The 21,308-nt window shown below is 34.6% G+C and carries 16 protein-coding genes and 3 pseudogenes; 12 read left to right on the top strand and 7 right to left on the bottom strand.

From position 1 onward, the window contains the following. The first annotated feature begins 112 nt into the window (after window positions 1-112). From ACQ9BO_RS23095 to ACQ9BO_RS23125, 7 genes and pseudogenes are all read left to right on the top strand, one after another. Complete coding sequence (locus ACQ9BO_RS23095; RefSeq protein WP_431242648.1) at window positions 113-1,348, top strand: glycoside hydrolase family 26 protein; 1,236 nt, start codon at window positions 113-115, stop codon at window positions 1,346-1,348. A 64-nt stretch (window positions 1,349-1,412) separates the two neighbouring features. Next, complete coding sequence (locus tag ACQ9BO_RS23100) at window positions 1,413-2,699, top strand: glycoside hydrolase 5 family protein (RefSeq protein WP_431242649.1); 1,287 nt, start codon at window positions 1,413-1,415, stop codon at window positions 2,697-2,699. A gap of 49 nt (window positions 2,700-2,748) precedes the next feature. After that, window positions 2,749-3,006: a glycosyl hydrolase family 28-related protein gene (locus ACQ9BO_RS23105; RefSeq protein WP_431242650.1), complete on the top strand. Its 258-nt coding sequence runs from the start codon at window positions 2,749-2,751 to the stop codon at window positions 3,004-3,006. A gap of 8 nt (window positions 3,007-3,014) precedes the next feature. Beyond that, a complete protein-coding gene (locus tag ACQ9BO_RS23110) occupies window positions 3,015-4,376 on the top strand; it encodes a glycoside hydrolase family 28 protein (protein WP_431242651.1) in 1,362 nt (453 codons plus the stop codon). A gap of 112 nt (window positions 4,377-4,488) precedes the next feature. Further along, window positions 4,489-4,920, top strand: coding sequence for a glycoside hydrolase family 97 N-terminal domain-containing protein (locus ACQ9BO_RS23115; protein ID WP_431242652.1), 432 nt, complete (start codon window positions 4,489-4,491; stop codon window positions 4,918-4,920). Window positions 4,921-4,922: 2 nt separating this feature from the next. Continuing rightward, window positions 4,923-6,255, top strand: a pseudogene (locus tag ACQ9BO_RS23120) (glycoside hydrolase family 97 catalytic domain-containing protein). 29 nt (window positions 6,256-6,284) lie between these two features. Continuing rightward, window positions 6,285-6,467: a glycoside hydrolase family 97 C-terminal domain-containing protein gene (locus tag ACQ9BO_RS23125; RefSeq protein WP_431245194.1), complete on the top strand. Its 183-nt coding sequence runs from the start codon at window positions 6,285-6,287 to the stop codon at window positions 6,465-6,467. A 205-nt stretch (window positions 6,468-6,672) separates the two neighbouring features. Here the strand turns inward: ACQ9BO_RS23125 and ACQ9BO_RS23130 are convergent, their stop codons facing one another. The 4 genes and pseudogenes from ACQ9BO_RS23130 to ACQ9BO_RS23145 form a co-directional block, all read right to left on the bottom strand. After that, window positions 6,673-7,629 (bottom strand): aldo/keto reductase, encoded by a 957-nt coding sequence (locus ACQ9BO_RS23130; RefSeq protein ID WP_431242653.1) that lies wholly within the window; start codon window positions 7,627-7,629, stop codon window positions 6,673-6,675. Between the two features lie 301 nt (window positions 7,630-7,930). After that, window positions 7,931-10,230 (bottom strand): annotated as a pseudogene (gene bglX / locus ACQ9BO_RS23135) (beta-glucosidase BglX). A 344-nt stretch (window positions 10,231-10,574) separates the two neighbouring features. Next, a complete protein-coding gene (locus ACQ9BO_RS23140; protein WP_431242654.1) occupies window positions 10,575-11,969 on the bottom strand; it encodes a sialate O-acetylesterase in 1,395 nt (464 codons plus the stop codon). A gap of 108 nt (window positions 11,970-12,077) precedes the next feature. After that, entirely contained in the window at window positions 12,078-12,995 is a 918-nt protein-coding gene (locus ACQ9BO_RS23145) for a GDSL-type esterase/lipase family protein (RefSeq protein ID WP_431242655.1), read from the bottom strand. A gap of 260 nt (window positions 12,996-13,255) precedes the next feature. Here ACQ9BO_RS23145 and ACQ9BO_RS23150 point away from each other — a divergent pair, with 260 nt between their 5' ends. After that, window positions 13,256-13,756, top strand: a complete 501-nt coding sequence (locus ACQ9BO_RS23150) for a C40 family peptidase (RefSeq protein ID WP_431242656.1) — start codon at window positions 13,256-13,258, stop codon at window positions 13,754-13,756. A gap of 157 nt (window positions 13,757-13,913) precedes the next feature. Here ACQ9BO_RS23150 and ACQ9BO_RS23155 read toward each other — a convergent pair whose 3' ends face one another. After that, window positions 13,914-15,491: a L,D-transpeptidase family protein gene (locus ACQ9BO_RS23155; RefSeq protein ID WP_431242657.1), complete on the bottom strand. Its 1,578-nt coding sequence runs from the start codon at window positions 15,489-15,491 to the stop codon at window positions 13,914-13,916. Between the two features lie 156 nt (window positions 15,492-15,647). Next, window positions 15,648-16,061, bottom strand: a complete 414-nt coding sequence (locus tag ACQ9BO_RS23160; RefSeq protein ID WP_431242658.1) for a DUF1573 domain-containing protein — start codon at window positions 16,059-16,061, stop codon at window positions 15,648-15,650. 302 nt (window positions 16,062-16,363) lie between these two features. On the opposite strand from ACQ9BO_RS23160, the gene ACQ9BO_RS23165 reads away from it, so the two are divergent. The 4 genes from ACQ9BO_RS23165 to ACQ9BO_RS23180 all read left to right on the top strand — a co-directional run bounded on the left by ACQ9BO_RS23165 (window position 16,364) and on the right by ACQ9BO_RS23180 (window position 19,027). Beyond that, window positions 16,364-17,047 (top strand): histidine kinase dimerization/phospho-acceptor domain-containing protein, encoded by a 684-nt coding sequence (locus ACQ9BO_RS23165; RefSeq protein WP_431242659.1) that lies wholly within the window; start codon window positions 16,364-16,366, stop codon window positions 17,045-17,047. A 38-nt stretch (window positions 17,048-17,085) separates the two neighbouring features. Continuing rightward, window positions 17,086-17,487, top strand: coding sequence for a sensor histidine kinase (locus ACQ9BO_RS23170; RefSeq protein ID WP_431242660.1), 402 nt, complete (start codon window positions 17,086-17,088; stop codon window positions 17,485-17,487). After that, window positions 17,484-18,170: a response regulator transcription factor gene (locus ACQ9BO_RS23175; RefSeq protein WP_431242661.1), complete on the top strand. Its 687-nt coding sequence runs from the start codon at window positions 17,484-17,486 to the stop codon at window positions 18,168-18,170. Before ACQ9BO_RS23170 ends, ACQ9BO_RS23175 begins: the two co-directional genes overlap by 4 nt. Window positions 18,171-18,262: 92 nt before the next feature. Then, window positions 18,263-19,027 carry an MBL fold metallo-hydrolase gene (locus ACQ9BO_RS23180; protein ID WP_431242662.1) on the top strand — a complete coding sequence of 255 codons (765 nt, stop codon included), beginning with the start codon at window positions 18,263-18,265 and terminating at the stop codon, window positions 19,025-19,027. A 1-nt stretch (window position 19,028) separates the two neighbouring features. Here ACQ9BO_RS23180 and ACQ9BO_RS23185 read toward each other — a convergent pair. Continuing rightward, a pseudogene (locus ACQ9BO_RS23185) lies at window positions 19,029-21,234 on the bottom strand (B12-binding domain-containing radical SAM protein). Window positions 21,235-21,308 lie beyond the last annotated feature (74 nt).

Raw genomic sequence — 21,308 nt, forward strand, 5'->3', positions numbered from 1 at the left:
CCTTAGCACAAACAAACGGAACTGTCTTTTTTGATGATGTTAAAGTCATCGCTCTTTCAGAAGCAGAATATCTCAAAGCAAGCCCGACTAATGCAGAAAACTAATCAAGGAAATGAAACAAAACATTCTAAAAACAGCTTTCATAAGCATGTTAATTTTAACGCTCGGAGGCTGTTCCAGCAATGATGATTCAGAACCGAAAGTGATAGTTGATCCGCCGGTCGTGGTTGACACTGATCCGTTGACGACCACAAATGCCGCAACTTATTTAGTGGATCCAAATGCAACTAAAGAAACTGTAGCATTGTTTTATAATTTGAAAAAATTAGCAAAAACCAAAACCGCAATTGGACAGCAAGATGCTTTTAATAGTTTTTATCAAGATGCAGGTGGCGATTCTGATATTAAAAAAAACACAGGTTATGATCCTGCAATTTTAGGTTCAGATTTTATGTTTATTACCGATAAAAGCAATGACGGTACAGCAAATAATTGGTTTTATCAACAGGAACAAAAAATTGTTGCTGATGTAAAAGCCGCTTACGCGAAAGGTGCAATAAATACTTTTTGCTGGCATCTGAGAGAACCTAATAAAGAAGAATCTTTTAATGCCACCGATATGACTTCAGAGCAAAAAACTACCGCCTTTAAAAGCATTTTACCAGGAGGAGTGAACAATGAATGGTATAAGAAAAAGCTCGATAAAGTAGCCAGCGTTGTTTCAAATTTAAAAGGCTCAAATGGCGAATTGATTCCGATCATTTTCAGACCTTTTCATGAATTTGACGGAAGCTGGTTTTGGTGGGGAGCTAATTTTTCTACTGCCGATGAATACAAAAAAGCATATCAATTCACAGTTGATTATTTAAAAAACACTAAAGGCGTACACAATATTTTATATGCCTTTTCTCCTGACAATTCATACACTACACAAGCCGATTATTTAAGCCGTTATCCAGGTGATAATTATGTGGATATTATCGGGATGGATAATTATGGTGATTTTAATAATCAAGGTCAAACGGGAGCTGACAGAGCTAATAGCAAACTGAAAATACTTTCAGACTATGCAAAAACAAAAGTAAAAATCGCGACTTTGACCGAAACTGGTTATCGCGTAACAAGTACAACACCTGCTATTACCGATTGGTTTTCGACACTTTTATATAGCGTATTGACTAAAAATGACATTCAAATAAGTTATGTGATGTTTTGGAACAATAATAAAGACGGTTATTATGTTCCAAATAGTTCTGTCTCAAACACAACGGACTTTAAAAATTATAGTGCAAAAACAAAATCGGCTTTAGTGAATTCTTTGCCGAAAATGTATGAATTACCAAAATAAAACAGCCTAACAAACCTAACAGGTTTTAAAAACCTGTTAGGTTTAGCCTCTCAAAACATAAATAATGAAAAATATATTTCTAAAAACCCTTGGATTAACCTTAATTTTTTCTGCAATTGCTTGTCAGGCGCAGGAACGAATTACAGTAAAAGGAACACAATTTTATAAAGGCGATAAACCGTACGCTTACATTGGAACAAATTATTGGTACGGAAGTTTATTGGCTTCTAAAAAAGTGGGCGACAGAAAAAGATTGCTCCGCGAATTGGATTTGATGCAGAAAAACGGAATCGATAATTTGAGAATTTTAGTTGGAGGCGATGGCGGAAAATACGATTTTACCGTTCGTCCAGCTTTGCAATACGAGCAAGGAAAATATGACGAAGATTTGCTTGACGGATTAGATTTCCTGATTAACGAAATGCGTAAACGCAAAATGTATGCAGTTTTATATCTAACCAATAACTGGGAATGGTCTGGCGGAATGTCGCAATATTTGGAGTGGAACGGCAAAGGTCCTGTTCCGGTTCCAGGAATTGCGCCAAATACTTGGCCACAGTTTATGGCTTATACAGAACAATTTCATAGTTGTGAGCCTTGTATGACAGCTTTAGAAAATCATGTAAAATTTATAATGGGAAGAACAAATACATATTCTCATAAAAAATACACAGAAGATAATACCATTATGGCGTGGCAAGTTGGAAATGAACCGAGAACTTTTACTCCAGAAAATGAAGCAAAGTTCACAAAATGGCTGAACAACATTGTAAACTTAATGGATAGTTTAGACAAAAATCATTTGATTTCAACGGGTTCTGAAGGATTGAATAGTTCGAATGATGACATCGGGATTTTTGAAAGAACACATCAAAATCCGAATATTGATTATTTGACCATGCACATTTGGCCAAAAAACTGGGGTTGGTTTAAAGCCGATAACGCTGAAAAAACTTTGACACCAACACTAGAAAATGCTGGAAAATATATTGACAAACATGTAGCTGTTGCCAATCGTTTAAAGCGTCCAATTATTATTGAAGAATTTGGTTTGGGAAGAGAAAACGAAAGTTTATTACCAACGACATCAGTAGCGAACAGAAATATTTTTTACAATTATATTTTTGGCCGAGTTGCCGAAAGCCATAAAAATAATGGTCCGTTACAAGCGACAAATTTCTGGGGATTTGGTGGCGAAGGAAAAGCGGTTAATGAATCTGGAAAATGGAATCCAGGCGATCCTTTAACTACAGATCCGCCACAAGAACCACAAGGATTGAATTCAGTTTTTTCTTCGGATAAATCGACCTTGGATATTGTGAAAAAATATAATTTACAATTGAAAAAATAAAAATAGAATTCATTCCAATTTTCCGTAGAGACGCATTTCAATGCGTCTTATGCGCAAAGAATATCCTGAACGTAGACGCATTTCAATGCGTCTCTACGGAATAACAAAATCTAAATTTGATGAAAAAACACATTTCTATATTATTTATTTTTTTTCGATGATCGCAAATGCCCAGACTTGTGATGTTACAAAATATGGCGCAATTGGTGACGGAAAAACCATAAATACCAAGGCACTTCAAAATACAATTGATACTTGCTTTAAAAATGGAGGTGGAACTGTTTACGTGCCTTCGGGAGTTTTTTGACCGGAACTTTGAATCTAAAAAGCAATGTAAACCTTTATCTAGAAAGTGGAGCTGTCATAAAAGGAAGTTCAAACATTAACGATTACACTCCTGTAAACGGCGTTCATTATGGTATGTTTTTTACTGAAAATTCAGAAAACATTACAATCTCCGGAAGCGGAAATATTGATGCAAATGGAGCAGTTTTTTTTGATGCAACTAAAGCTAAAAAAATTGAATGGGGCGGAACTTCAGGAACTCGTCAAAAAGAAAATTTCAGGAAAGTTACAGATGGCGGCATTGGCGACGGACCAATTGTCCCAAAAGAAAGACCATATCAAACATTGATTTTTAGTAACTGCAAAAGAGTCACGATTAAAGATGTCTTTATTTCTAATTCTTCTTTCTGGACGATTCTGATTGCAGATTGTGATAGTGTTTTAATTGACGGAATAAGACTTTGGACAAATATGTTGACTCCCAACGCAGACGGAATTGATATTACCTCTGGAAATAATATAACGATCAGTAATTGTGATATTCGTACAGGTGACGACGCCATTATTGTTGTCGGTTACGCTTCGCATTTTGAAGTTCCGGGCTTTAAAGATTTACGTCACACTTCTGAAAATATCAATATTGTCAATTGCAATTTGCAGTCGGCTTCGAGTGCGATTCGAATTGGTTATTTTGATCATAATTCGGTTCGAAATATCAATATTTCAAATTGCAACATCGCCAATTCAACCAGAGGAATTGGGATTTTCCTAAGAGATCAAGGATCTTTAGAAAACATTAATATTTCAAATGTAAATATCGAAACCAAATTGAGAACCGGTGATTGGTGGGGAAATGGCGAGCCAATTCACATTTCGGCAGTTCGAGGAAAAGTGAAAGTTGCCGGAACAGAAACTGAGAAATTGGGCGTCGTAAAAAATGTGACTTTCAGTAATATTAATTGCAAAGCCGAAAACGGAATTTTAGTTTTTGGTTCTGAAGAAAGTATTTTGCAAAACATTAATTTTAAAAATATAACTTTCGAATTTATCGACAGCAAACTAAATGATGTTGCTGGCGGAAATATTGATCTTCGCGGTTGTCTGGACGAAAAACAACAACTTTTTCAACGTGATATTCCGGGAATTTATGGCCAATATGTTGACGGATTAACTATTGAAGATTTTAAATTAACGTGGACAAAACCCAGAATGCCATATTTTACTAACGGAATCGAAATCAATAATTTTAGTGACGTAAGAATTATTAATTTTAAAGGAACCGGATCGACAATTAATAAAACAGCAGTTCCCGTTCTATTAGAAAATGGTACAAAAACAAATCTGGATTTAGATAAAAAGATGGTTGTAAAAATGGTTAATGTTAAAAACTAAAAAGTCTTTGCGCCTTTGCGTCTTTGCGAGATTAAACAATTTAAGCTTTAATTATTTGGGCTGAAATTTGCTCGCAAAGACACAAAGGCGCAAAAGTTAAAATTACTACATTATGAAAAAAGCATTGTATTTCTTTTTCACAATATTGTTTATAAATCTTTCTCTTGCACAGAAAAAACAAGACTTCTCAGTAAATTCTCCAGATGGGAAAATTGAAGTTAAAATTACTGTGAACGATAAAATTTCATGGTCGATTTCGCATGAAAAAGATTTGATTCTGGCACCTTCAGAAATGTCTTTGACTTTGGACGAAAATCAGGTTTTAGGAAAAAATCCAATCGTTTTAAATTCAAAAAAAGGAAGTGTAAACAGTTCTTTTGAAACACCTTTATACAAAAAGAAATCCGTAAAAGATCAATACAACAAATTGACAATCAATTTTAAAAATGATTTCGGAATTGAATTTCGCGTTTTTGATGATGGCGCGGCTTATCGATTTCTAATCAAAAAGAAAAAGAGATTACAGTTAAATCAGAAGAAGTAGTTTTGAATTTCGATCAAGACTACAACACTTTAATGCCTTACGTTCGTGATTTAAGAAACCCAAAAGATCAATTTATTTCTTCGTTTGAATCGCATTATGAAAACAAAAAAATAAGTGAATTTTCAAAAGATACTTTAGCATTTTTACCTTTTTTAGTTGATTATAAAAACCATAAAAAAGCGGTTTTCCTGGAGGCTGATTTAGAAGATTATCCAGGCTTATTTGTTACTAATAATAAAAACAAAACAGGTTTTGAATCCCGTTTTTCTAAATACCCTACTCAAGAAACCAACGGCGGATTTAATTATCTCAACAAATTAATTACCGAAAGAGCCGATTATTTGGTCAAAACCAAAGGGACGCGAACTTTTCCGTGGAGAGCGATTATAATTTCTGAAAATGATTCAGCTTTAGCCAATAATGATATGGTTCAGAAATTATCCGAACCGTCAAGATTAAAAGATATTTCATGGATAAAACCCGGAAAAGTGGCTTGGGATTGGTGGAACGACTGGAATATTTACAATGTTGATTTCAAAGCAGGAATCAATACGCAGACTTATAAATATTATATTGATTTTGCTTCTAAAAACAAAGTCGAATATGTGGTTTTAGATGAAGGTTGGAGTGTTGAAACCGACATTATGAAACACAATCCGAATGTTGATTTGGAGGATTTGATTGCTTACGCGAAAGAAAAAAGTAGGCATTATTTTGTGGGCTTCGTGGATGGCAATCAATAATAGAATAGAAGCCGTTTTTGACAATTATGCAAAATTAGGTGTAAAAGGTTTTAAAGTTGATTTTATTGATCGTGACGATGCTAAAATGGTAAATTCAGTTTACGATATTGCACAAAAAGCCAGCAATCACAAACTCCTTTTGGATTTCCACGGCATGTACAAACCAACCGGAATTCAAAGAACTTTTCCGAACATCCTAAATTTTGAAGGCGTTAAAGGTTTAGAAAACAATAAATGGACACCAAATGATGATGTTCCGTTGTATGATTGTACAATTCCATTTATCAGGATGATGGCAGGCCCAATGGATTATACGCCGGGCGCAATGCGAAATGCAACTAAAAGTGAATTCAAACCAAGCCATTCGAACCCAATGAGTCAAGGAACAAGATGTCATCAATTGGCACTTTATACCATTTTTGAAGCTCCTTTACAAATGATGGCCGACAGTCCGACAGCTTTTATGAAGGAACAAGAAAGCACCGATTTTATCGCTAAAGTTCCAACGACTTTTGATGAAACCGTTGCTCTTGATGGTGAAGTTGGAAAATACGTTTCAATTGCCAGAAAAAAGACAATACTTGGTATTTAGGCGCAATTACAAACTGGGATTCAAGAGAAATTACAATTGATTTTTCTTTCCTCGAAAAAGGCAAAAAATTCCAAGCCGAAATTTTCTCAGACGGCCTAAACGCAGACAAAGCCGCAACTGATTATAAAAAAGAAATCATAACCATTGATTCGACAACAAAATTAAAATATCGTTTAGCTAGCGGTGGAGGATTGGCGATGATTATCAAATAAAAATAACAATTTTCAATTCCAAAATTCCAAAATTCCAAAATTCCAAAATTCCAAAATTCCAAAATTCCAAAATTCCAAAATTCCAAAAACTGGACTGAAGTCCAGCTCTACAATATGGATCGAGCCAAAGGCTCTCTTATCGATCCGAAGGAACGAATTATATTGTAGGGCTGGACTTCAGTCCATTTTAGATTATGAGAGTAAATTAAGCTAATATTTTTTCAATCGCATTCAATTCATCGTGCGTAAATTCCGTATTCTGCAAACAATCAATATTATTACACAATTGTTTTACCGAACTCGCACCAATTAAAACTGATGTAATTCGTTTGTCTTTTTGCAACCAAGCCAAAGCCATTTGTGCCAAAGATTGATTTCTATTTTGAGCAATTTCATTCAGCTGAATCAATTTCTGAATGCGTTCCTGCGTCACCTCATCTTCTCTCAAATGCCCATTCGGATTATGAGCGCGCGAGTTTTCTGGAATTCCGTTTAAATATTTATCTGTCAAAAGTCCTTGTGCCAAAGGCGAAAAAGCAATACAGCCTACTCCTTTTTCTTCTAAAACATCTAATAATCCATCTTCAACCCAACGTTGCAACATCGAATATTTTGCTTGATGAATCAAACAAGGCGTTCCTAATTGTTTCAAAACATCAACCGCAACACGAGTCTGCTCAGCCGAATAATTACTAATTCCAACATACAAAGCTTTTCCGCTTCTTACCGCATGGTCTAAAGCCATCATAGTTTCTTCAATCGGAGTTTCAGGATCTGGGCGATGCGAGTAGAAAATATCAACATAATCGATATTCATTCGTTTCAAACTTTGATCTAAACTCGAAAGCAGATATTTTCGTGACCCCCAGTCACCGTAAGGTCCTTTCCACATTGTATAACCTGCTTTTGTCGAAATTACGATTTCATCACGCAGATTCCCCTGAAAATTATGCCATAATATTTTACCAAAATTCTCTTCAGCAGAACCTGGAACCGGTCCATAATTATTCGCTAAATCAAAATGAGTTATCCCTTTATCAAAAGCCTCAATAGCAATACTTTCAGCATTTCCAAAATTATCAACTGACCCGAAGTTATGCCATAATCCTAAAGAAATTTCAGGCAGTAATAACCCGCTTTTTCCACATCTGTTATATTTCATTATTTTAGTTTAAGGTTGGTATTTTAATAGATTTTAAAGGTAAAAAAATAATTAAGTTGCACGTTTGTTTTGCCACAAAGGCACTAAGGCACAAAGTTTTTTTAAAATAATAGTCAATAGCGTCCAGCTTTAGCTGGATGAAAACATAAACACAATCAAAAAGGCTTTAGCCAAACTTTAAAGCTCGGCTAAAGCCTTTTTCTATTCAAATCTTATTCCCCTAGCTAAAGCTAGGGGCTATTCAAAAAATCTTTGCATCTTTGTCACTTTGTCACTTTGTCACTTTGCCTCTCAAAAAAAGTTACTCTTTTATTTCAAAACCACTCTGCAAACCTTTATCTGAACTTCCTCCAACCATGATTTTAAAAGTTCCCGGTTCAACTAAATAGATTCCTTCGTTATTATAAAAACCAAGTTCCTTATCCGTTAAAGTAAAGTTTACCGTTTTAGTTTCTCCTTTTTTCAGATTAACCAATTCAAAACCTTTCAATTCTTTTATTGGACGTACGATGCTTGCGTATTCATCATGAATATATAATTGAACGACTTCTTTTCCATCATAATTTCCAGTATTTGTGACCTCAACACTAACTTGAACTTTTTCTCCTTTTGCAAAATCTGATTTATTTATTTTCAGGTTTTTATAATCAAAAGTTGTGTAGCTCAAACCAAACCCAAACGGAAATTGAGGCGTTTTCTCCACATCCATATAATGCGACCAAAAAACGTTTTTATCGCTGTCAACTGGTCTTCCAGTGCTGTATTTGTTATAATAAATTGGCACTTGCCCAACATTTCTAGGAAACGACATTGGCAGTTTTCCACTTGGGTTATAATCTCCGTATAAAACCTGCGCTACAGCATTTCCAGTTTGAGTTCCTAATTGCCAAGCCTCAACAATGGCCGGAATATTTTCAGCCGCCCAAGGAATACTCAACGGACGACCATTATTCAAAACCAAAACTACATTTGGGTTTACCTTATAAATTTCTTCTAATAATTCTTGTTGCAATCCCGGTAGATTCAAATCTGTTCTACTTCTTCCCTCACCACTTTGGAAGCCATATTCACCTAAAACCATTACCACAACATCAGCATTTTTCGTCGCTGATTTTGCCGCTTCAAATCCGCTTTTATCAGTTGTATTAAAAATGGTTTCAGTTAAAAAAGTCGCTTTTTGTGTTAACAATTCTGCTCCTTTTTCAAAAACCAATTGATTGTCTTTATATTGCTCGCATTCCTTCTAAAACTGAAACAGCTGTATTATCATCGGCGACAATTCTCCAGCTTCCTAACGGACTGTTTTTATCATTTGCCAAAGCGCCAATCAAAGCAATTTTTTGTCCCGATTTCTTTAGCGGAAGCAAGTTTTTCTCGTTCCTCAATAAAACAATCGATTTTTTCGCCATGTCCAAAACACCATCATTATTGACCTTACTGCCAACAACTTCTTTCTCGCGTTTTTCATCACAATATCTATACGGATCATCAAATAATCCTAATTCAAATTTCACTCTTAAAATTCTACGAACAGCATCATCGACCAAAGCTTCTTTTACTTTTCCTGATTTTACCAAATCAACCAATTTCGCCACATACAAATACGATTCCATGTCCATGTCAGAACCTGCAATTACTGCTTTTGTTGTTGCATCAGCTTCATCTTTTGCATAACCGTGCACAATCATTTCACGAATCGAAGCGTAATCAGAAATCACAAATCCGTCAAACTTCCATTTTCCTTTTAAAATATCTCTTTGCAAAAAGGCATTTCCCGTTGCTGGTACACCATTCAAAGTATTAAACGAATTCATAAACGTACGAACTCCTGCCTCTACAGTCGCTTCAAAAGGTGGCAAAACCGAATTGTACAATTTCGAATTACTGATATCTACAATATTATATTCCAATCCCGCTTCAACATAACCGTAAGCGACAAAATGTTTCGCGCAAGCGAGCAATCGTATTTACTTTGGCCAAATCAGCAACGGTCTCACCTTGAAAACCTTTCACACGAGCATAACCCACTTTGCTTCCTAAATACGGATCTTCTCCTGCACCTTCCATCACACGCCCCCAACGTGCATCATTTGCAACGTCAACATTTGGTCCAAAAGTCCAGTTAATTCCAGATGCCGAAGCTTCATCAGCCGCAATCGCCGCCGATTTTTTAATCGCTTCTAAATCCCAGCTCGCCGCTTCAGCCAACGGAATAGGGCTTAACGTTTTATAGCCATGTATTACGTCAAAACCAATAATTAACGGAATTCCCAAACGAGTTTCTTCCACCGCAATTTTCTGCACAGCACGCACTTCTTTCACACCGCGCACCGTCAGCATTGAACCGACTAATCCTTTTCTTAAATGGTCGTATTTTAATTCGGCTGTTCCGCCTTTTGGAGCAGGTCCTGTCACATCCCAAAAACCGTTGTATTGATTCATTTGCCCTACTTTTTCCTCCAAAGTCATTAAAGGCAAAAGCAAATCTATACGCTGTTCAATAGTTTTATTTTTATCCAGATACGGCTTTTTTTGTGCATTCATATTTCCAATCGTAAAAAGGGAAAAGACCCCAATAATTATTATTTTTTTATTTTTCATGGTTAGTTTTTTTAAAAGCTACTAAGATGCTGAGATACTAAGATGCTAAGTTTTTTCTTTTGGGCGTGTCCCGCCGAAAAAGGCGGGTCGGGCTATCCGCTACAAGTCCTCGCACTTCCTTCGTCAGGCTGTGGGCTTTCCACTGCTATCCCTCACGCGAACGGTTTCAAAAGAACTTTTTCGGTTTTTATTTTTCAATACAAAGTTTTGTCAGACTGAGCGGAGTCGAAGTCCACAAACAAAATCGCCAATCTTTGCGGGACTTCGACTCCGCTCAGTCTGACATAAAATGCGGAAAAATCTAAAATCTTTACCCTTTGTTCTTTCCTCTTTCTTCTAAAATCTCAATATTCAGAACTAAAACAAGAAGCCGGCAAATTCACTTTATTAAACAAATCTGATTGAATTGTATTTCCCCACGCAAATCTCACTTTTGCTGGCTGAGCGACTTTTTTACTCGTCAAAATCACCTTATTATCTTTTATTGAAGCTTCAGCAGGAAAGAAAATCCCATCGGCTCCAGCCAATTCAAATTGATTCGAAACTTTGTCTTTAAAATAAAGTCCGTCAGCATAATCGAAAGAAACGATTACTTTGTTTTTTTCAATTTTATAGTCTTTATAAAGTGGCCCATTTACCAAATTAGAATTTAGTCCCGAAGCTTCGGGATACGTTTCAGCCAAAGCCAAATTAGCCAAACGAATTCCGACTGACTTTTTATTTTTTGGGTGAATATCAATTGTATCCGAAATATCCGAAGTCAAAACCATTCCGGTTTTTGGAATTTCTTTCAATAATTTTCTTTGAGAATTTCGAACCGTAACATTGGAGAAATTATTGCTTCCTGTTTTAAAAGGCGCAATCTGAACATAGTAAAACGGAAAATCATCTTTCCATTCTTTTCTCCAAGAAGTAATTAAAGCTCCTAACGTTTTATCATAAACCAAAGAACCAACATTAGATTCACCTTGATACCAAAGCGTTCCTGCAATTTTAAATCCAACAATTGGATAAATCATAGCGTTGTAAGCGCGTCCAGGTTGTCTCGGGCCGTATTCTTGCTCGTTAAGTTTTTTGGCATTTTCCAATAAAATTGGATCGCCGTTTACGACATCTTCCGGCATCCAGATTTCAGCTGGAGTTCCGCCCCAATTGGAAGAAATCAATCCAATTGGAACATTTTTCAAATCTTCTCTTAAACGTTTGGCAAAAAAATAACCAATTGCGCTAAAATATTTCATCGTTTCTGGAGTCGATTCTGTCCAATTTCCAAGTAAATTATTTTGTGGCGTTGTTGCAGTTAACTTTGGAACAGTAAAAAAACGAATATTAGGATTCGTCGCGTTTTTCATTTCTTCTTCACCATCGTCAATTCCCCAGCTTGCGGACATTTCCATATTTGATTGTCCGGAACAAAGCCAAACTTCGCCAATCAAAATATTTTTTAAAACCACTTCGTTGTAGCCTTTTATTGAAATTGAAAAAGGTCCGCCCGCTTCTGGAGTTTTAATCAACAATTCCCATTTTGCTTGATTGTTTGCAACCGTTTTATATTCTTGATTATTCCAGCTTGAAACCAATTTGATTTCTTCTTTTGGATTTGCCCAGCCCCAAATTTTCACTTCAGAATTGCGCTGTAAAACCATATTGTCACTAAAAATATTCGGAAGCGAAACGTTTGCCATCATAGTACTGGAGATCAATAAAAAGAAAACAAACTTATAGATATTATTTTTCATTTAGCAACTTCTTTAAAAAAGGACCATATTCATTTGCCATCACTTTTTGATCTGCAACATCAGGATGACCTAGACAGCCATTTGGTTTCATTGGTTTGAATTTGAAAATCAAAATTGGTTTGTGCGCTTTATCATCCGCGAAAGCGTTTTTAACTTTTTCAGACAATCTTCAAAAACAGCGGCCTTTTCGCCTCCAACCATAGGGCTATTTGTAATTACTATTTGTGCTTTTGGATTATGCTGATAAAGCATTTTTATGAAATTGATGTAATTCGAAACGTATTTTTCTGCATTAAAAGGCAATCTTTCTTTTTTGCCATCTCCTCCCGAAAAATCATTAGTTCCCAAAGCGATACTGATGATATTTGGCTGAAAAGCAAAATCATATTTAGGTTTCGAATTGTCTTTTGTCAAATACAAATTCTGATACACATCTGGCATTATTGCTTCGTCTTTGTTCTCATCATTCCAGTTGCGGTACATTCCAATTCCTGAAACAGAACTAGTCAAATAATCAACATCAATTGCTCTTGAAAGTGTTGGCCCATAAGCATAATATCCGTTATGATGATCCATGTATTCGCCTTTGTCACAATCAACAGAATCACTTGCGTGAAGACATGTTATAGAATCGCCTATAAATTCGATTTTCTTTTTCTTTTTAGATGAAATTGTAGTCAGTTTTGCAGTTGTTCCTGCAAATAAAACACCGCCCGTATGTGCTTCGGTATTTTTGTAGATTTCCAGTTTATGTTCTTTTTTATTTGAAGTTGTTTTTATTGGAAAAGATTGCGCACCACCTTTTTCAATTCTGACTTTCCCAAGATATTTCCCATCTAAAACTAAAGCAACATAATTATGGTGTTCATATGAATCAACGCTTTGAAGTAAAATCGAACATTCATTTCCTATAAAATTGAATGAAACCGAAGAGGCAGTTCCAATTAAAATAACATTATCATTTTGAAGTTTTTCAACTCGGCCTGCGTATAAAAAAGTTTTGTTTTTACTTTGGTTTTGCGACACACAAGCGGTTGTAACTAGTAAAAACGAAATTAAAAAAGGTATTTTTTTAAGAAACATACATTATTTGTTAAAATATAAATTAGATTCACAAATATATTTGAAATCTCTTAGATAGAAAGATACTAAAACGTCAAAACGTAATAAAAAAATACCACTCAAGCACATCAATCCTCGAATTACAGATGTCAATTCTTACATTTTACTTTGTTTTTCAATAACTAGGGTTTATCTTTAAATCAATTATTACTTTTTTTACAAAAATGAAATTGCGTCTATTAATTTTAATGCTACCCATTATTTTCTTTTCTTCCTTCAAAAAAGAAGAAAAGAAAATAACTTATAAAACTCAAATCCAATCAGAAATTGACCGTGATTCAATTATTGCTTTTGCAAAAAAATATTTAGGAACTCCTTATGTTTACGCGAGCAATAATCCCGAAAAAGGTTTCGACTGCTCTGGTTTTGTGAATTATGTTTTCAAAAACTATGGAGTGACTTTACCGCGAAGTTCTGGCGAATATAAAAACATTGGTAAAAAATTAAATCCCGAAGAATTTAAAGTTGGTGATATTTTGGTTTTTTATGGTTATAAAAACAATACCGTAATTGGGCATCTCGGAATTATTTGTGAAGCCAACGGTATGCAATCAAAATTTATTCATGCCTCGTCTGGAAAAGCACAATGCGTGACTATCACTGCACTTGATACAGAACATTACACCAAACGCTTTTATAAGTGTATTGATGTTTTGTCTGAGTAGTTTTTTGCCACTGATTTATTTTTCAGGCTCCCGATAGCTATCGGGATAAAAAGATTTGAGCAGATGCACGAAGATTTATTTTGCATAATCTGTTTATAAAAATCAAATTAAATCTGCTGAAATCTGCAAGATCTGCGTGAAACATCAAATCAAACATTTACTCTTCGGTCAATAATTTAAGCAGACTTTCATCTCTTTGATAAATATCTTTGTAGAAATTCATTTGGCCTTTTCTGTCAACCCAAGCAGTAAAATATCCAATATAAACTGGAACTTTCTTTTTTAAGCTAACCCAATTTTCTTTTCCTGCGTGCATCGCTTTGTCGATTCGAGCGGGAGTCCATTTTGGGTCATCTTTTAATAATTCGATAGCCAATTCACGAGGTTTTGCGACACGCACGCAACCGTGGCTGAAGGCTCTGCTTTCTCTTTCAAACAAACTTTTTGCTGGCGTATCATGCAAGTAAATGTTGCTTGAATTTGGAAACAAAAACTTCACCAAACCAAGCGAATTATTTTTCCCTGGAAGCTGGCGAACGGCGCCATTATTCCATTCTAGATTCTTCTTTTGCAAATAGTTTTTATCTCTTGCCATTCCAGGTTTGATCTCTGAATTGATAATACTTGTCGGAACATTCCAATACGGACTGAAAACAATATTATTCATCATCCCGCTGAAAATAACCGTTTTCGTCATCGCTTTTCCAACCACAACTGGCGAAATAAAAGCAATTTTTCCGTCTTCAATTATATACAATCTAAATTCAGGAATATTGACCTCGATGTATTTTTTCCCTTTTTCCAATTCAGGATCAATCCATCTGCATCGCTCCATATTGACAATAATGGTTTTGATTCGGTCAGAAACTGGAACATTCATTTCTGCAATATGCTCTGGCAGAATTATATTTTTAGGGGTTAATCCGTGATGCAGTTCATAGCTTTTCACTGCATTAATCAAAACCGTATCACAAACCGCACTTTTATTGTCTTCTTTGATATCATTTGTAATAAAAAGCCTTTCTCTAATTTGAGCCACTATATTTGATGAATCGCCTAATTTCAAGCTTTTATAATCCTCGCCTGTTTCAATAGTTTTCCATCCTCCATTTTTTTCAATATCACGATATTGTTTTAAAACATCTCGAAGCTTATAATATTGACTGAACATTTTGTTTTTGTGGTCATCATTTATAGTCGATTTTTGAAAAATAGAATCGGTTAAGGCGCGGTAATTGAGCTTTTTCCTCGGCAAAAGCCATTCAAGCGAAATACTAGTTTTTTCGTCAACTCCAGAATATACTTTTTCGGCATAATAGAAATACAAATTTGAAATCATTAAATCTGTATTTTCCTTCGACAACTTATTGTCGGTAATGGTTTCAAATACAGAATTGATTTCTTTATAAGGAAAGTTTGCTTTTAAACCTTCTTCATCAAGACCTTTATATTTATTGAATAAAGTATGTGCAAACTCATCAATTCCTTTATTATCCTGCCACAATTGCGTTGATTTATTTTTCTTGTATAAAGTAAAAACCTGATCTTGAAATTTGGCTAATTTTGGATATGTTGCATAAAAAGAAGCAATTTTAGAACTATCAATTGTAAGATGAAGTTCTGGAATTTCGACTTTGGCTTTTATTTGATTTTCTTCTTTTTTATCCCCTTTTGAATTACATGAAACAACAGCAAAAAGGCTAACGGCGGCAATAAACTGGTACCAGATTTTCATAATAAAATTTTTAATAAAAATAGGAAAGTTTTCATAAAAGCAAACCTTTCTAAAATGAAATTTTTAATAAATCTAACCTCTCAAAACAAATAAAAAAAGCCTCAAATACAGTGCGTATTTGAGGCTCACGATATAACCAACCTATTAAAATTCTAATTAAATAACAGTTCCTTTTAATGTCAGAACTTTTGGAGTTGTTTCAGCACTTGTCGTAACGGTTACTGTTTTTGTAAAAGCACCTTTGTTTGCCGCATTATAAGTCGCAGTAACTTTAGCTGTTTTTCCTGGCTGAATTGGCTCTTTAGTGTAATCTGTTGCAGTACAACCGCAAGATCCTTGAACATTTGTAATTACAACTGCTGTTTTCCCTGTGTTTTTGAATTCGTAAACAATTGCTTTTGGAGTTCCTTGCGGAATTTGTCCAACATCGATTGTTTCAGCTTTCCAAACAATTGTTGAAGCTGTTTCTACAGTTTTAGTTTCTGAAACTAATGATTTTACTGGCGCAACAGCCGAGAAAGACATTAAACCTAATGCCAAAGCTAACATGGAGATTTTGATCATTTTCATAGTTAAATATTTTTAGTGATTTATAGTTCTAAATTTGTATTTCAAAAGTATTTCAGAATAAATCAAATCGCTGTTAACCGCTTTCAAATCTTTGTTAACGACTTGTTAAGTGCTGTTTTTGAGAATAAATTTGATTAATATTACACTTTTAAAAAGCCATTTTTCTTGAAAATAAACAGACTCAATAGTATTATCCTCCTCGGATTAATTGCCATTATTAGCATCTTGGTAGCGCAATTGCTTTGGACAAAAGAGGCTTTTACATTAGAACAAAAAAGCTGAGCCAAAAAGCTCATATTGCCTTGCTTGAAGTTTCCCGAAAATTATATGAAGGAACAGATCATGAACATTCTTGCCAAAATCCTGTTCAAAAAATTTCAAACGATTATTATATTGTCAACATCGAGAATGATTTTGAACCCGATATTTTAGAATTTTATCTAAAATCGGAATTCAAAAAAATGAATATTACGACCGATTTTGAATATGCAATGTACAATTGCCAAAGTGATGAAATGGTTTATGGCGATTATGTTTCTTTGTCAAAAAAAGGAAAACAAAACAAAACGGTCTATTTCCCGAAACACAAAAATTTAGTGTATTATTTTGCGGTTCGTTTCCCGAATGAAACGACTTATTTATTTAGTTCAATGCGTTTTTGGTTTGTGCTTTCTACCGCACTGATTTTGATTTTGCTCATCTATGTATATTCTATTTTTAAGCTTTTACAGCAAAAAAAATACTCCGAGCTTCAAAGAGATTTCATCAATAATATGACACATGAATTTAAAACACCTTTATCATCCATTTTAATTGCATCGAAATATTTAATTGAGCAAAACCCAATTAAAGAAGATAAAAAACTATATACCTATACCGATATTATTATCAATCAGAGCAATAAACTGAACAATCATATTGAAAAGATTCTGAATATCGCTAAGTCAGATTATGCTCCTTTGGAAATAAAAAAGAAACTGTTTTAATTGTTCCGATTATTGAAGAAACGATTGAAAACATTCAATTGAAATATCCTGAAGCTTCAGTTAAAATCGAAACGACTTCAAAAGATTTCAAAATTGAAACAGATGTTTTCCATTTTCATAATTTAGTTTACAATTTACTTGACAACGCCATAAAATATTGCACGGAAAAACCAGAAATTTTAGTTCAGATTACACAGCAAAATCAAATCCTAAAATTGGCTTTTATTGATAACGGAATTGGAATTCCTGTTAAAAACATTTCCTTTATCTTTGATAAGTTTTATCGCGTAAAAAACGAGAAAAGCAATGAAGTAAACGGTTTCGGACTTGGTTTATATTATGTGAAAGAAATCTGCAGTCTTCAAAATTGGAAAATTAAAGCCGAAAACAATCAAGAAAAAGGCATCACTATAACTTTATCAATTCCTTATAAAAAATGAAACAATTCAAGATACTTTATACCGAAGATGATGAAACTTTAGCGTTTTTAACCAAAGATAATTTGGAACAAAACAACTATACTGTTGTGCATTGTTGCGATGGATTGTCTGGTTTGGAAAATTTCAAAAAAGAAAAATTTGACATTTGCATTTTTGATATTATGATGCCAAAAATGGACGGTTTCGATTTAGCTACCGAAGTCAGAAAATTAAATACTGATATTCCGATTATTTTTCTTTCAGCAAAAACATTAAAAGAAGACCGGATCAAAGGTTTGCGTTTGGGCGCCGACGATTATTTGGTAAAACCTTTCAGTATTGAGGAATTGCTTTTGAAAATTGAAATATTTTTAAAACGTTCGCAGAAAAATGCTCCATTAGAAAAATCGGTTTATGAGATTGGGAAGTATAATTTTGATATCAATAATTTTATTCTTTTTAATAAAGATGAAAAAATCAGTCTTACGCAACGTGAAGCCGAACTGCTAAAACTTTTTCTTGATAACAAAAATCTCGTTTTAAAAAGAGAACAAATCTTGACAGCACTTTGGGGAACTGATGATTATTTTATGGGGCGAAGCCTTGATGTTTTTATTTCGCGACTGCGTAAAATATTGGTAAACGAAAAAGATATTTCTATTGAAAACTTGCATGGAATAGGGTTTCGTTTTTCTATTGCGTAATTTAATTCCTAACAATTCCATTAAAAATAAAGAAAAATCTGTAAATAGATTTTGAAAAATCTTTGTATTTTTAAGTTCTAATTTTGTCAGATATGAAAATACATCATTTGCGAAATGCGACTTTAGTAATTGAAACCGAAAAACATGTAATTCTGGTTGACCCAATGTTGGGAAAAAGAAAAACAATCCCGCCATTCACCATTTTCCGTTATAAACCAAAAAGAAATCCTCTAGTTGCATTACCCAAAAACAGCAGAGAAATTTTAAGCAACGTAACGCATTGCTTAATTACGCATTTGCATCCAGATCATATCGACAAAGCAGGCGAAGTTTATTTAAGACGAAAAAGCATTCCAGTTATATGCAGTTCGAAAGATGAAAAAGAACTGACAAAACGAGGCTTAAAAATTGTTCAAACTTTAAATTATTGGGAACCTCAGCCTTTTCTTGATGGAAGAATTATTGGTATCCCTGCACTTCATGGCTACAGATTCATTGCAAAACTTATGGGCAATGTAATGGGGTTTTATATTGAACTTGCCGATGAAAAATCGATTTACATAAGTTCTGACACTATTTTTACTGATGATGTTCAAAAAGTCCTTATAGAACTCAAACCAGATATTGCCACTGTTGCCTGCGGAACCGCCAGACTTGATTTTGGACAACCATTATTAATGCGAATGAATGACATTTTGAAATTTGCCGCTCTTGCGCCAGGAAAAGTTTTTGCCAATCATCTTGAAGCCTTAAATCATTGCCCGACAACTCGTGAGGAATTAAAAAGAGCACTTTCGGAAAATGATCTTTTATCAAAAACTGCAATTCCTAGTGATGGAACTTTTGTAGAGTATTGATTTATAAAACCAATAATCCAAATTCTCTCAACGTATTCACAGGTTTTGAATACCAAAACAATTCAAAATCCTCTAAAGAATCCTGATTTTCAAAATCATTTTTCACTTCCTGAAAAGTGTAATTTTTAGGGCCCGAAACCGAGATATTTGTCAAAATCGAAAGCGACCATTCGCCTTCATCTTTACTGGTTTGAATGGTGAAGCTTTCTTTTTGTCATGAAAAGTCAGGGACATCATTTCCCAGCTTCTTCCTTTTTTTGATTTTGTAAAAATTTCTGCAGAAGGCTTTCCTCCTAACCAAACTACTTTTGCATTTGGTTTTGTGTTGAAATCGTTTTGTTCTTCTAAAGCATTAAAAATAAAATCGGGATCGATTTTTGTTTTCGGAATTTTAAAATCGAACCAATCTTGCAATTCATAATCAAAACAGATTCCGTGCATAAAATTGAAAAGCGATTTCTTTAATCCGAAACTGAATTTGTCATGATTGATTCCTGTAGAATCAGTGTATTCAATATCATTGTTAGCAAAAGTTCCGATTGCTTCAGTTTTTTTGGTCACGCCAAATTGCTCCGGATACAATCCAACAGGACTGTGTGCTGTAAGCGCAAACTGATGCCAAAATCCAGATTGCAAAACGCCAGCTTCAAACAATTGGCGCACCATTTCCAGACTGTCAACTGTTTCTTGAATCGTTTGTGTTGGATATCCGTACATCAAATAGGCGTGCACCATAATTCCAGCTTCGGTAAAATTTCGTGTAACTTTAGCAACTTGCTCAACCGTAACGCCTTTATCAATCAATTTCAACAAACGGTCAGAGGCCACTTCTAAACCGCCGGAAACAGCAATACAACCAGAAGCTTTTAGCAATAAACACAAATCTTTTGAAAAACTTTTTCAAAACGAATATTCGTCCACCAAGTTACCGCCAGTTTTCTTTTCAAAATTTCAAGAGCTACGGCACGCATTAATGCAGGCGACGCGGCTTCATCAACAAAATGGAATCCGTTTTGGCCAGTTTGTTCGATCAATTCTTCCATTCGATCACAAAGCAAACTTGCGGCAACAGGTTCGTACACTTTGATATAATCCAAAGAAATATCACAAAACGTGCATTTCCCCCAATAACAGCCGTGTGCCATCGTGAGTTTATTCCAACGCCCATCGCTCCACATTCGATGCATTGGATTTACAATTTCAATCACTGAAATATATTTGTCCAAAGGCAAATCTGAATAATCTGGAGTTCCGACTTGTGATTGTTTGTAATCGTGTTTTAAAGAATTGTTTTTGTAAACAACTTCTCCATTTTCTAATAAAAAAGTTCTTTTGAAAGAATTGGAATTTGGGTTTTCTAAATTGAAAATTAATTCTTCGATTGGTACTTCTCCATCATCTAAAGTGATAAAGTCAAAAAACTCAAAAACACGTTTGTCAGAAAGTGAACGCAATTCGGTATTTGGAAAACCACCGCCCATCGAAATTTTGATTTCAGGATGATGTTGTTTTACCCATTGGGCACATCGAAACGCACTATATAAATTTCCTGGAAACGGAACTGAAATTAAAAACAAAGTTGGTTTTACAGCTTCAATTTTAACTTTTAAAAGCGAGATCAAAATCGAATCGATATAAGTTGGTTCTTTTTGAAGTTCCAAATACAATTCGTCAAACGAATTTGCACTTCGTCCTAAACGTTCGGCATATCGGCTGAAGCCAAAATTCTCATCGACACATTCCACAATAAAATCCGAAATATCTTCAAGATATAAAGTCGCCAAATGTTTTGCTTTATCTTGCGTTCCCATTGTTCCAAAAGCCCAATCAAGCTCTTCTAATTGTGCAAAACGAGAAGCTTCGGGCAAAAAATCTTCTTGACAAATCTGCAATGCCAAAGTTGGATTTTTCCCTTGCAAAAACTGGATTACTGGATCAATTGTTTTGATGTATTCATCCTGTAAAGCAAAAATACGTTTCGAATTATCCGAGATTTCAGAGTGAACTTCAAACTTGAAACGTGAAACGTGAAACAAATCAACAAGTCCTTTTTTCGAAAACAATTCGAGAATCACATCAATACCCAAATCAGCCTGAACTGATTCGATATTTTTAGTGTTTAAAAAACCTTTTATATACGCCGTTGCCGGATACGGAGTATTCAGTTGAGTAAAAGGCGGTGTAATTACAAAAAGTTTCGTTTTCAAAAGGGAATTATTTTTTTGCAAAAATACGGGTTATTGGGGACTTTTTCAGGAAAAGATTTTAATGTTCTGGGGTT

Source organism: Flavobacterium sp. P21 (assembly GCF_050632225.1).
GTDB lineage: Bacteria > Bacteroidota > Bacteroidia > Flavobacteriales > Flavobacteriaceae > Flavobacterium.